The sequence below is a fragment of the Flavobacterium arcticum genome, from assembly GCF_003344925.1.
Classification (GTDB): Bacteria; Bacteroidota; Bacteroidia; order Flavobacteriales; family Flavobacteriaceae; genus Flavobacterium; species Flavobacterium arcticum.
The window spans coordinates 1,459,288-1,473,045 of the sequence record NZ_CP031188.1 but is presented as its reverse complement, the minus strand read 5'-3'; the positions used below and the strand labels follow the sequence as shown (position 1 = coordinate 1,473,045).

12 protein-coding genes are annotated in these 13,758 nt (G+C 35.8%); 10 read left to right on the top strand and 2 right to left on the bottom strand.

Annotated elements, in window-relative coordinates:
- Nucleotides 1–115 precede the first annotated feature (115 nt).
- The 10 genes from DVK85_RS13500 to DVK85_RS06600 all read left to right on the top strand — a co-directional run bounded on the left by DVK85_RS13500 (nucleotide 116) and on the right by DVK85_RS06600 (nucleotide 10,744).
- Nucleotides 116–421, top strand: coding sequence for a hypothetical protein (locus DVK85_RS13500; RefSeq protein ID WP_127960564.1), 306 nt, complete (start codon nucleotides 116–118; stop codon nucleotides 419–421).
- Nucleotides 418–1,578, top strand: coding sequence for a hypothetical protein (locus DVK85_RS06640; protein WP_114677696.1), 1,161 nt, complete (start codon nucleotides 418–420; stop codon nucleotides 1,576–1,578). The genes DVK85_RS13500 and DVK85_RS06640 overlap by 4 nt, the downstream gene beginning before the upstream one ends.
- Complete coding sequence (locus DVK85_RS06635; protein WP_127960563.1) at nucleotides 1,547–2,056, top strand: DUF6712 family protein; 510 nt, start codon at nucleotides 1,547–1,549, stop codon at nucleotides 2,054–2,056. The genes DVK85_RS06640 and DVK85_RS06635 overlap by 32 nt, the downstream gene beginning before the upstream one ends.
- A 2-nt stretch (nucleotides 2,057–2,058) precedes the next feature.
- Complete coding sequence (locus tag DVK85_RS06630; protein ID WP_114677694.1) at nucleotides 2,059–5,403, top strand: hypothetical protein; 3,345 nt, start codon at nucleotides 2,059–2,061, stop codon at nucleotides 5,401–5,403.
- A gap of 3 nt (nucleotides 5,404–5,406) precedes the next feature.
- Nucleotides 5,407–6,258 (top strand): hypothetical protein, encoded by an 852-nt coding sequence (locus DVK85_RS06625; RefSeq protein WP_114677693.1) that lies wholly within the window; start codon nucleotides 5,407–5,409, stop codon nucleotides 6,256–6,258.
- Between the two features lie 79 nt (nucleotides 6,259–6,337).
- Nucleotides 6,338–7,678 carry a hypothetical protein gene (locus DVK85_RS06620; protein ID WP_114677692.1) on the top strand — a complete coding sequence of 447 codons (1,341 nt, stop codon included), beginning with the start codon at nucleotides 6,338–6,340 and terminating at the stop codon, nucleotides 7,676–7,678.
- A 1-nt stretch (nucleotide 7,679) separates the two neighbouring features.
- Nucleotides 7,680–8,990: a hypothetical protein gene (locus tag DVK85_RS06615; RefSeq protein ID WP_114677691.1), complete on the top strand. Its 1,311-nt coding sequence runs from the start codon at nucleotides 7,680–7,682 to the stop codon at nucleotides 8,988–8,990.
- 35 nt (nucleotides 8,991–9,025) lie between these two features.
- The gene (locus DVK85_RS06610; protein ID WP_114677690.1) at nucleotides 9,026–9,568 is read left to right on the top strand and encodes a hypothetical protein; all 543 of its coding nucleotides are present in this window, start codon (nucleotides 9,026–9,028) and stop codon (nucleotides 9,566–9,568) included.
- Nucleotides 9,549–10,079 carry a M15 family metallopeptidase gene (locus tag DVK85_RS06605; protein WP_114677689.1) on the top strand — a complete coding sequence of 177 codons (531 nt, stop codon included), beginning with the start codon at nucleotides 9,549–9,551 and terminating at the stop codon, nucleotides 10,077–10,079. The genes DVK85_RS06610 and DVK85_RS06605 overlap by 20 nt, the downstream gene beginning before the upstream one ends.
- On the top strand, nucleotides 10,076–10,744 hold the full coding sequence (locus DVK85_RS06600; RefSeq protein ID WP_114677688.1) for a DUF6549 family protein: 669 nt from the start codon (nucleotides 10,076–10,078) through the stop codon (nucleotides 10,742–10,744). Before DVK85_RS06605 ends, DVK85_RS06600 begins: the two co-directional genes overlap by 4 nt.
- Here the strand turns inward: DVK85_RS06600 and recO are convergent.
- On the bottom strand, nucleotides 10,737–11,450 hold the full coding sequence (recO, locus tag DVK85_RS06595; RefSeq protein WP_114677687.1) for a DNA repair protein RecO: 714 nt from the start codon (nucleotides 11,448–11,450) through the stop codon (nucleotides 10,737–10,739). The two genes, DVK85_RS06600 and recO, sit on opposite strands and share 8 nt — an antisense overlap.
- Nucleotides 11,451–11,465: 15 nt before the next feature.
- Nucleotides 11,466–13,730, bottom strand: coding sequence for a type IX secretion system anionic LPS delivery protein PorZ (porZ, locus tag DVK85_RS06590; protein WP_114677686.1), 2,265 nt, complete (start codon nucleotides 13,728–13,730; stop codon nucleotides 11,466–11,468).
- Nucleotides 13,731–13,758: the final 28 nt, after the last annotated feature.

Genomic DNA, 13,758 nt, shown 5'->3' with positions numbered 1-13,758 from the left:
GTATCTCCAGCTATTTATGCAGGAGTATACCTCACTATTTAATGAGAAGGTTAACCCCGGTTGCCCTAAATGTTTAACCCGATACTTAACAAAGTATAAAAACCATTTTAAAGCCATGGAAAATACATCAAAATATAGGCTTCATGCCAAATACGAAAATATTCCGTTAGCATTCGGTTCATCAATACTGGTTAACAACACCAATATTACACCCGAATATGCCAAACAATTACTAGCACGCCCTAATGGCGAACGTCTTTTTGCATACATCCCTACCGAAGAGGAATTAGCAGCAGCAGAAACACCAAAACCAAGAAAAAAACGACAAGTAAAGAAACAACCTTTACAGCACAACATAAAAAAACAATCCGATCTTGAAACCGATGATACCGATGCTTTACCTAACCCCGAAGCACAATGAGAACATTACTCATAGACGTATGGAAACGGTTAACCCCGTGGAGTAAAAGCGCCGATGTATATGCCAATGATACTGATAATGGCTACCCCGAAAGGATGGACAGACTCATTAACAACAGCGTTACCGCAAAATCGGCAGCAGCCATAATGGTACAGTACCTCATCGGTAAAGGATATGGCGAAGAGAACAACAACCTAATTATCAATAAGAATAAAAACCTAAAACTTATTGACTTTGCAGATGATGTAGCAGATGATTTGGTAAAACAACGTGGTGTTTTTATTCACATTAACTGGAATGCACTCTACCAAATAGCCGATTTTAGTGTAATCCCTTACGAGTGGTGTCGCATTGGCAAAACCGATAGTAATGACTATGCAGGTAAAGTAGCCGTAAGTAAAGAGTGGCTACGCCCTAAAAAAGTCGACATTCAGCTGATAGATACTTTTAACCCACGCAAAAAAGTAATAGATGCACAGGTAGAAAAAGCAGGCGGTTGGGAACATTACAAAGGGCAAGTACTATATGTAAATATGGACACTAAGCTCATCTACCCCCTATCCCGCATCGACTCGGTAGCCGATGATTGCGATAGCGAATCGCAAGCAGCCATCTATAAAAACAGACTGCTTCGCAAAGGCTTTTTTGGTAACACACTAGTTGTAACCCGCCCGTTAGTTGGCGAAGGACTAGAACCTGGTAGCCACGCCCTACTAGATGCCGAAAGCGAACGCGAGAAGTTTCAGGAAGCTATTAAAGATAGTCTTGGCGCACAAAACACAGGCGGTGTACTCTGCCTAGAAATGGATTTTGCAGGCGAAAAACTGGAAGATGCCATACTAATAAAGCAAATAGAAAGTAAAATAGACGACAAGTTGTTTGATTATACCGAAACCAGCGTTCGCGAAAACATCTTAGTAGCATTTAACAACCTTCCCGCAGGGCTTATTAAAACCAACGAAGCCTCATTATTTGGTAACTCAGGCGAGGCAATTCGCGAAATGAAACGCACCTATTGGGAGAACACTACTAAAGAGCGCAACTTGCTTACATCGGTTATCAATCAGCTATTACAACAATCGCAAGATTATGCCAGCCTTACCGTAGAACCCTTAAAACTTATAGATGATGATGCAGCCCTTAATAACACGGAATGATATTGCACAGTACAAGCAACTATCTAAAACACCAAATGATGCTAAGTTGAACGAAATGATACTCGACGCACAACTACTAGACATTCAGCCATTACTGGGCGAAAAGTTGTTTAATGCTATTATGGCAGCACCCGAAAGTTTTGCAGCTCTGCTAGAAGGTAGTATTTATGAAAAAGACGGAATTAGCTATACCAACTATGGTTTAAAAATGGTACTGTCCTATTTTACGTATGCCCGTTACATGATGTTTGCATCGGTAACGGACACGCCGTTTTCGGTAGTAGAAAAACTGAATAATGACAGTCGCCCTGTAGAAACTGCAACCAAAAAAACAATATACCAGCTAAACCGCGATGCTGCCTATAAAGTATGGGAAAGCGTGCACAACTGGCTGATAAGAACAAGCAATGAAGACTATAAGAAAAACTGCGGTGTAGCAAGTACTAACCAAGGTATGCGATTTACCAAAATAGGATAAAAATGATTATAATAAACAGTTTAAACGAGAGCCGATTTACCTTTAATGGTGTTCAATATTTTAAAAATTATGTTACCAAAATAGCAGGCGATAAACTTACTATTTATAACACCTATAACAATAAAGATGTACTTGTACCATTAACCCCATTCGACCAGTTTCGAGTAAATGGAAGCGTGTATGACACTATAGAAGAATTGCAAATCGCCATTATAGGTATTTGCTACACCAGAACCACGTTAGATGAAGGCTCTCCAAATGGTCAAAATAATATTGGTAGATACCTATCATTTGGTGAAATAGCTGGCGGAAATGACTATATAACCCCCACCGATGTAGCTACATTTATTAACAACCTTGACTACAGCATAGTAATTACTGCTATAGATGCCCCTGTTACATTTGATTTTACCCGAAATGGAGTTCGATATCTATTTGATTTCACACCTGGAAAAGGCATGTGGGGTAGTGCAAGTGGTGCAAATTTTGGAGGAACTGTACAGTCATTTCACTTCAAATTAAAAAGTGTCTTTAAAATTACGCCAACTGATATCGAAGATAATCAAGGTGCTACAATTATATCGTTAGGTGATATACCAACAGGCGACTATCTAACAAAAGCCAATAGTGTACAACGTGATTTTAATGACGCAGGAGAGCTTGATGAAAATGGCAGTGTTATAAGTTACTATTTTAGCTACACTACTGATACTATATTGTATTTTATACAGTTTGTAGGCGCAGCAGGCGTATATAACGGCACACTGGTAGCTGATGATCTTGTATCGACTACAAATAATAATGTAACCATCGAGGTTGATTATGAAAATGTTTTACAAACAGGAAACTTTGCCAGTATTGGTGCCATACATAAAGATACAGATACAGGTATGATTACCGAATTTCACGGTAGTGGTTTCGGTAGTACATTAGGCGATTATACCCAAAAATTTTTAGTCGATACCCCTGTGGGAGATTACACTATAACTTTCCCTGCAGCAACACAAAATGATAATGTCGTATATGAATCTGCATTACATGAGGGGTTGAATGGTTTAGACTTGCAGGCTATTACTGATAACGGAAGTAGTACTACAAACAGTATAACAACAGGAGGTATAACCAGTAATGGAAATATAAACCTTATAAGTTACAATGGTTCGTATATATATACTGATGAGGAAATTGGGTTAGTCATAGGTGGAGGAAGTAATGGTTTGTCTTTCTCATCATTAGATGGATTTAGTGCAGGGAGTAATGGAGATATTACGGTAAATGCTGGAAATGGAGGTTTTAAATATGATGCTGATTATTCAGCTTACTATACAGACCGCTCTTTAGTAGATAAAGAATATGTAAACAATCAAGTTGGCAATCCAATACCTTTAACAGGAACAGAAGAAGGAAACCCTGTTACTGGAAATCTAGAGTTTGATGCGAGTAGTACAGTAGGATTAAATGCTAATGCTGGAGGACAGATAACATTTAACAATACAGAGGGAGTTTATATCAGTGGAAACGCATCAAATGTTAGTATCTCTTCTACTGGAGGGTCTATATTAGTAGGTTATGGGAGTGTAATTATAGGTCCTAATCTTAAAAGTACTGGAAATACTTATGTTGATTATATAAGAGATATTAACGATACAACTAACGATGGTAATGTAATAGAGCTTAATAATAACGGAGACTTATACATTACAGGACGTGAAGATGTAAATCTTACAGCAGGAAATACTGGTAAATTTTTGTTCTTAGGAGATGATTACCAGATAAATACTAATACCTTGAAGGTATCTTCTGAAACATCTTTTTCTTCTACACCTACTACTATTATAGATACTCCTACATTAGATACTCACCTTACCAACAAAAAATATGTAGATGATAGTCTTCCATCAGGTGTAGGCTTTGGATATTGGAATGGTACAGATGTTTCTTTTTTAAATGGTAACAGTCAGCAAATGGTATTAGGTAATGGTACTATTTCAGATATTGACACCAAGATGCGCTCTCAGTGGATAGGTATAAACACAGGCTCAAACACTCCTGTAACATCTTCTACTAATTTTCAAGAAGCTATTTGGTCATTACAAGCTCAAGTAGAAAATGCAATACCTTTATCAGGTACAGAGGAAGGAAATCCTGTTACTGGGGATATTGAGTTTGATGGCTTTTTAGGTATTAAATGGTTACAACCTGATGGCTTAGATTATAATATGAGTATAAATAATACTGATGAATACCTTAAAATGCAAATAGACGATTTAACAAGTAGTGAATACACTTCATTCTTTTTGAGTGGTTTAGATGGAAATCTATCAATAGAAACAAATATTTCAGGCGCAAAAGGTATAACAAGTACTACTGATTTCACGTCAAACATTACAGCCCTCGACTATGTTCAAAAAAAATATGTAGATGATGTCGCCATTCAAGACCTGCAAAACGTTACTGATACAGGAGCGACTACCACAAACACCATTACAACAGGAGGCTTATCAATACCTACGGGTACGTTAAATATAACAGATGGAAACAGTTCCCACTATATTAAAGGAGATGGTACGGCATCAAGTTTTAGTTATGCTGTAAAAACTAACCTTGTAGGCTCTCATACAGTTGCTGATGGAAGTACAGATCAAATAACTGAACTCTCTCAAGTCAGAAATGCTTTTTACCAGTTACAAAATCAGATTAATACTAATGCTGACAATGCAATCCCTTTAACAGGCACAGAAGTTGGAAGTCCTATTACTGGAAATATTGAATTGTCGGACACTAACAAAATTGAACTAAATGGTTCTATAGTTAACTCATATATACAATTTAGTGATGAGGACGGTTGGTTACAATTTTCAACAACTGATATTTCAAGTGGGGCATTTTCAGGGTTTACAGTAGAAGGTGGGAGCACACAAATAGTTGTAAATGATGGTGTAGGAATTACTAAAAGCTTTAATATAGATTACGAAAGGGGTATCAGGAGCAATTCCGATTTTACACCAAACATAACAGACCTCGACTATGTACAAAAAAAATACGTAGATACTAAAGAAAGTAAAGGAAAGCTAACTCAAGGTATAAGTAGCTCATCTACTATAGATTTTGTTAGTTATAAGCAATTCGGGACAAGAACCACCCCTGTAACAGTAGATGTTACTCTTAATACAACCGATGCAGTACAGGGTATTATACAAGTTATCTACCACAATGCTGCCAGTTTTACCCCTCCGGCAGGAACTACCATAGTAGGAAACACACCCTATGTGCCTAATGTTCTAAACATGATTTGTATGAGGTACATAAGCGAAACAGTAGAGATTTGGTACACTCAAGATCAATAAAAAATGCAAAACAACTTACTAAGGTTACAGAGTAACACCCCTGCTCCATTTGATGTAATGGATAGCGGACAACTTGCTTATTCATTAATAAAGTTCACCAAAAATTCATCGAAGTGCGTAAGAATAAGAAGGAGTAACGACGATTCGGAAACAGATATTGGTTATAAATCAGATATGATTGATGAGCAAAGCATTATAGGTTTTTGCGGTACTGGTACGGGCTATGTAACTACATTTTATGAGCAAAGCGGTTCAGGGTATGACCTTTTGCAAGACAATTATGATTATCAACCCATTATATATGACAATGGTATAATTACAAGTTACGGACTACCTGCCATTGATTTTTCAGGTAACAAATTTTTTAATGAAACGGTAACTACTTTGAAAATAGGGATGTTTAATATAATATGTGAAGTTCCGCCCGATACTGGTGGTTACACCGTTATAGGTAGCCTACATGGATTAGTTGGGAATCCGTCTTTTATCGCATTTAATAATGTTGCTGGCGCATTGCCTGATGAAAAGTTTTCCTATTACGATGGTATTACTGCGCCAGATATTAATGGCGCATTGTACACCAATGGAGCTTTAATAGACAATGAACGAAAATCTATTTCTGTTGGAGCTAAAAACGGAGGGGCTTATATAAGATACAACGGTGTCACTCAAAACATATTATCAGGAACAGGAACAACTGAAAACCCCGATCTTAAAATAACAATAGGCAAACGTGCAGGACTATCACAGTATTATAACAAAAAGCTCCAACAGATTGTTTTCTTTAGCGTTAATGCTCCTGTAAATAGAACTTGGTTTGAAGCTCAAATGATAAAAAAATGGAGCTTATCTTAATATAAACCTTTCAGTTTTTGATGATATATCATCAAAAACATCAAAAAGAAAACAAAAGATTTAGAAACACAAAAGCATCATGATTATAATTAATACCGTAAGCGATACCCGGTTTTCTTTTAATGGCATTGAATATCTTAAAAATTATACATCAACAGTACACAATAATAGCCTAAGTATTTTTAATTGTTATGAACGAAAAGACGTACTCTTAGAACCAACCCCTTATAATCAGGTTACGCTCGACGGACAAATTTACAGTAGCGCTTCTGGGCTACACGCAGCATTATTGTCAGTCATTTACACAAGGAGTACACTAGCAGGCGGCACTGATTATAATCAGGATAACCGAGGCAAAAAAATATATCTCGGTTCAATTACAGAAGAAATATATCCGTTAGAAGTTATCGATAAAATAAATGCTATAACTACAACTATAACTGCTACTGACAGCCCTGTATTGTTTTGGGGAAACAGAGTAGTAAATGGTCAGGCGGTAGAAAAACTTAACTATTTATGGATGGGAGGCAAAGGTGTGTTTGGGGCAGGCGGACAATCCGTAAATCTATATGATTTATATGCATTACCCATCTCAAATCTTTCGACCGAAGATATCCTAGGGCTTGATGATACTGTTATTAATCCGCTTGGAGAAATTCCCGATGGTGATTTTCTTACTGTTATAAATCAAGGATATTGGGAGCTAAACTTATACAATAAAACTTACTTTTTTAGTTATACAACTGATGATGTATTATATTTTGTAACCTTTGTTGGCGAACCCGATATTTATGAAGGAAACTTTACCGAAGATGATTTTATAAGTACTGCAAACAGTGCACAAATACCCGAACCTATTATTCCTACACAACAGCAGGTAACGGCAGCTGGAAGTGACATCTATAACCTATCTCATTTATTTTACATGAACAATGAAGCTATAAAGGTTAGCGGAATAGGGCTAGATTATAAAAGAGACACTAAGCAAAAAGACATACGGTTTGAACAGCCTAATAACAATGACGCAGAAATAGTTACCTACACTATTCCTGCTAAAGCAGATGATGATACATTTGCTATGAAAAGTGATAGTAAAAAACAGGAATTAAAAATCATTGACAGCTTTATAATTGATGGTTTATATACCATTGTTAATGATGATTTTGGAAAAACACTAGTATATAACGGGGCAGAAAATATTAATATGCTTTTAAGCACAAATGTTAGTTATGAAACAGGCTATTTCCTGAATTTTCTACAAGCAAGCACAGGAAACATTGAGCTTGTAACCGATGGTTTTGTATTACATCACGCTCCTGATGAACTCCCTATAACCTACGGTTTCTATTCGCTTGCAGGAGTTACTATACTAGAAGAATTTTCTGCAATGGTATTTGGAAAATTAAAATTAGCCGATTAATATGTATGCAGCAATATCTAAACCTAATAGACCTATACAAAGCACCCGTTGGGATGGTTCTCAATGGGATAATGGTATACCAACAACCTATACAAATGCTTACATTGATGGTAATTACACTACTGAAGAAGCAGGTAGCTTTACATCCAGAAACTTGTTTGTAACAGGCACAGCAACAATTACCATTACGGCTGATACTCATATTAAAGTACTGAACAACTTAGAGCAAGAAGATACATCTCAAATAACCGTAAAACATAAGGGTAATCTTATGTTATTAAGTAAAAGTAATGCTGCTCCTACAGCAAGAATAAGTATAGAAAGAGTATTTGAAAATATGCAACGTTTAGATTATAACCACATTGCTTCAGCTATATCAGGAATTCCATTAAAGTCAATATCTCCTGAAACATTAGACAACAGATTTTATTCCTATGATGAGGGAACCGACTTATATGTATCTATAAATCCAAATACCGAAATAACCCTTGCCGGTAAAGGATATATGGTAAGAACACCTAATAACTTCCCCTCGACACCTACGAACTGGAATGTCAATATTGATAATTTTTCTATTGGTACTTTAAATTCTGGAGTCATCAATTTCCCCATAGTTTATGAAAGGTCTGGATTTAATTTTATAGGAAACCCTTACCCCGCAAAATTATCTTTGAGAAAGTTTTATGAAATAAATAAAAATGTAATTTATCCCCGCTTCTATATTTGGGAATATAGGTCAAATAATTCACAAGGTAATGTTTACAATTTACACAATTTAACAACAAGCAGTTACAGCGAGAATAATATTGAAATCTATCCTTTTCAAGCATTCTTTATAAAAAAACTTGATTCGTCTTTTGATGACGTTATTTTCACACCTGAAATGATTATAACAAATACTGGTTATTCAATACCCGACCGATTTCATATAAACCTGTTTCAGCAAAATATTAATTTCCCTATTGGAGCAATTTGTTATGACAGAAAACAATACAATAATAATTTTATTAATCAAGGAGACTTTGAAGGAGATCGTAACAGTTTATCAATTACAAAAAACAATGAAAACTGGCTTATCTACCAAGATGAAAACTATTCTAACAGTAATACTTTTGGTTTAAAATTATATCTTACCATAGCTGATACATATACTCTAACCCTCAAAGACATTTCAGGATTATTCGAAGAGCTACCCACAATTTTTATTGTAGATAATCTTGAAAATATTACTCATAACCTCAAATCTTCTGATTATACATTTTTCTCTGAGGCAGGGACGTTTACCGATAGATTTACTATCCAGTTTGAATAAAAATTTTCAGCAAAATATTTCTTAAATAACACATAATGAATTTTTTACTGTTATTTACATTCAAGCATTTACTATTATTGCATAACGGAAGTATCGTTATAAAGCTTAAATCAGTTTTTTTACTGTCACTACCATTTAGTGCAATAACATGGTTAATCTCAGAGATTACAAAATGGAGTATCTCTAATAGTAGCTATATTGCTGGAGTTTTAACGTGTATAGCAATAGACCACGTTGTAGGTAGTATATACCATGCACTAAAAGCTAAAGATTTTACGTTTAAAAAAAATGCTGTCGGTTTAATTACCAAACTAGCAATGTGTGCCGGAGCTGCTATTCTTTTCGAGATAATACATAATGTAGTTAAAGAAGCAACACTGGTTTACGATTATTTAAAAATAGTAACAAGACTAATTGTAATATTATACCCTGCGGGCTCTGCTTTTATGAATATGAGTGCGCTAACCAATGGGGTTTTTCCGCCGTTGGGATGGATATCAAAAATTAAGGCATTTAATAAAGATCTCGATTTAGAACGATTTAGTAATAAAAATAGTAATGGACCAACTAACAATTGAAAGAATTAAAATGCTGCATCCTAGTATGCGCAACGAAGTACTCGAAGCTTACAAATATGTAAACAATAAGTTACTAGGTAAAGGCGTAAGACTCCGCTTTAGTAGTACTCTACGCACTGCCGAAGAACAAGCAGAGCTTTATGCACAAGGGAGAACTAAACCTGGTAACAAAGTAACAAATGCAAAAGCTTGGCAATCTATACACAACTATGGGCTAGCAATAGACATCTTAATCCTTTTAGATAAAGATGGTAACGGAACATTTGAATCGGCATCATGGAATAGAAAATCCGATAATGATAATGACGGTACAGCCGACTGGATGGAAGCTATTAACCATTTTAAAGCCATTGGGTGGAGTTGGGGTGGCGATTGGAAATCGTTTAAAGATTATCCTCATCTCGAAAAAACTTTTGGTAATACATGGAGAACATTAAAAGCAAAAATTGATAACGAAGACTTTTTTACCGAGACCATAGATGGCAAGATTTATCAGTGGGTAAATCTATGAAACAATACATCTCGTATGTTGTAATTACAGCACTCGTCCTTATACTTTTTTTTCAATGTGAGCGTAGTGCAAACTTTAGAAAAAGAACCTATAACAACCAAGAAGCATTAACCGATACAATAAAGCAGTATAAAAATAAACTAGGTACTACAACAGCAAGTATAAAAACACTGCAAATGACAAAGGAGCAGCTACAAAATGAGCTTATTGAAAAGGATAGTAAACTAGCTGCTCTTGCTAGTGAATTTAAAACTATAAAACACATAACTCGCTTTAAAAGTGATGTACAGCTACAGCCTATTTCCTTTGCTTTTGATACGCCCATATACCCTACCCTTACAAAGGACTCAACAGTAACAAGCGGTTTTGAACGGAAAGGCTTTACAACTACCAAATGGTATAATATGGGGTATAAAGTGACTAATGACAGCTTTACCATACACCCATTCTCTACATGGACAGAAACTACAGTAATAACTGGCTTTAAACGTAAGTGGTTTTTAGGTAAACAAACGCTAGTAACCGATGTTACCAACACCAACCCTTATATAAAGATTAATACCATAAAAACTGCCGATGTAATAGTACCCGAACCTTGGTATAAAAAGTGGTATGTATGGCTTGCAGCAGGTTTTGTAACTGGTGTGGCAGTAACCGCTAATTAAAAACTTCTCTAAGTACTTCGATAGATTTAGGGTATGCAAAACCATCTAAATGGAGTGCATAATAGTCCATCAATATTTTTAATAGTGACTGCCGTTCCGAAACATGAAATACTTTAGTAGCATTATCGGGTTTTAATACCATTAGTTTTCGCAACAATAATGTTTCTTTTTCCGAGAGGCAGCTTATGGTTTCATAGGGTATAAAAACCCCATCAGACATTTCGAAAAAAGAGTTGTCATTTGTAGTACTTTCAGGATAAAAACCAAGAAACTTTGTTATTTCTAGCAACATTATTAAATGAAAGTTAGCCACCTCATCGTGTGTATCAAGCCAAAGCAAAGCCGTTTCTAAGTATTCATATAAGTTTTCGTTTTGCTCCTCTTCTTTAATACAGTTGTGCAATATTTCTGATATAAATATTGCTATAGCTGTTTTGGCAATATCGGTATTTATGGCATAATATGGGTGTGCTAATCGTACTTCTTTAAAATACTCTAACCTACCGTTATTTTTGTGGGTAGCCTCTATTTCTAGAATATTTAATGGGCGAAAATAAACGGTTTTTTGCGTGCTTTTCCGCGATGAAAAAGCATCACGAACATAATAGGATTTCAGCCCATCAGAGGCTGTAAAACACTTTACAATTAAGCCTTTTTCTTGATAGCGCAGCGCACTGATAACGATTGCTTTTGTTTTTACAAGCACACTTTTATGAGTTTTTTATCGTATTATCATTACTTTTTTAACCTTGGTTTCAGTAGCATCTTCAGAAGCTATAAAAATCATATATACTCCTGAGGCTACTTTATACCTACCAAATGCACGGGTATCCCAAAGAACTGTTCCCCCTTCGGATGTGGTTTCGTAAACTAAATTACCCTCTATATCGGTTATCTTTATATTGGCATTATCTATAAGTCCGCTTATTTTTACTTCCCCTTCAAAACCAGGGCGCACAGGGTTAGGGTACACATATACATTGCTCAAATCGCCAGATGCATCTGTAGCAGTACCTTTGTAAGCAACCATCCCTTTATCTGTAGCAAAATATACATCGCCTGTTTGAGAATCTATGGCAATATCGTTTATAGTATTGCTTGGTAAAGGCGAATTGAGTTTCGTGAAATGAAATAGTGTTCTTTGTCCATCGGGCGATATTAAAAATGCTCCTGCACTACCCGTTGCTACCCATTTATTGTTAGACCCATCTACCTCAATATCATTTATATCTTGTTCATATAATAGCTCTTGAGCTAGTCCATCTTCTTCAATAATAATTGCATTGGTGCTCAATACATCTTCTGTTAAAAAACGATCTATTCCAGATAACACTCTTAATCCTGCTGATGTTCCTATCCAGAGCCTATTACTATTATCTATAGCTACACACTTAGCATACTCAGTAGGTAAATTACCAAAATCGTCATTGCTAATTACAATAAACTTATTACCTAAACTTTCATTAAAACCAATAAGTCCGCTGTTAATAGATGGTATCCATTTTGTACCATTCCTATCAATAATCATTTTTTGATACTTATTATCTTTAGGAGCACTTATTACATCTACAAAACTATAGGATGTCCAGTTTCCATTTCTAAAAACCTTTAATGGTTTCTCTGTCATATCGTTAGTCATCCATAATGCGCCTGTATCATCAAAGTATAAACTATTAACCCTAAGGTTATCAAACCCTGGTATAAATTGCTGATTTTCTAATGGGCTATTATTGTCATCATACAATTGTATGGGCACATCTTCTTCTAGTCGCAAAAGACCATTATGGTATGATGCCACATATACTTCATTATTATTAGTAGGGTTAACAGCTACATCAGTAAGCGATTTAGCGTTTAAAACATCTTCATAAGGTATATTGTTCCACCCCTCAGCGGTTAGCTCACTAATGCCTCGTTGCGAATAATCGGGGATAAACTGGTAATCGTAACCCCCAAATACCGCCCATAACGAATTGGATGTTCTTTCGAGTGAAAAAATACTACTCCGCAAAGGACCATTAGGCGTAATGTTTTCTTGTATCGAAATATTGTTAAGGTAACTTTCTATTACACCTTTAGTCTTAGTGCCTATAAATATTTGTCCTGACACTACCGTTGCACAGGTAAATGTTACATTTTCTCCTGATAAACCATTAAGCTGTAAAACTTGTATCAAATTTTCATCATAAACACTTATGCGGTTAGGGCTTGTTATTACAAGATAGCCATTGGCAGCTCTAATATCTACAGCAGCGCTACCTATAGTGGTAAACACCAATGCCCCAGCTGATAACCTAAAAACGTTTCCCACATTATCTACACCAAAATAATTATCGCCAAAAGAAGTAATACCACTCCATGAACCGCCATATACCTCTATCCATTGGGTATAGTCATTAAGGTTAGGGTTGCTAAGTTCTCCTCTACGTATACCATTGGTCGTTGTGGCTGCATATATATATCCGCCAAATACTGTTGATTGTATTACGGGTATCTCTGCACCGTTAGGACCAAGATAATAAGTATCATCAAACTCTAGTGAAGCTAGGTCGAAAACAGCAATACCAAAATCGCATGAAATGTATGCTTTGCCACCATATTCGGCTATATGGTTTATCTTCTTTTTAGCCGATTGTACTGTAGCTTCTTGTACAATATCTATTTTATTTAAAAATGTATTATCGCCGTTTACAACAATAAGTAACCCGTTGTCGCTACCTACAAGGGTGCGGTTATATTCTGGGCTGTAATGTATAGCTGTAATGGTTTCGGGTTTAAGCCCATCTACAGATGATATGGTTTTTAGCTCGTTTGTAATAAGGCTTTTAGAGAACATTGCACTCTCTGAAGCGGCATATACCCTACCGTTAGACTGTGTCATATCTTGCACATTAGTATATGAAAAATGCCCAACCCACTGCTGACCATTTTGTGCAAAAAGAGTGTATGTAAAAAGAAGTATATATATCCCGAAAAAACGTTTCATTAAAATATGGTATTTGTAAGCAAATATA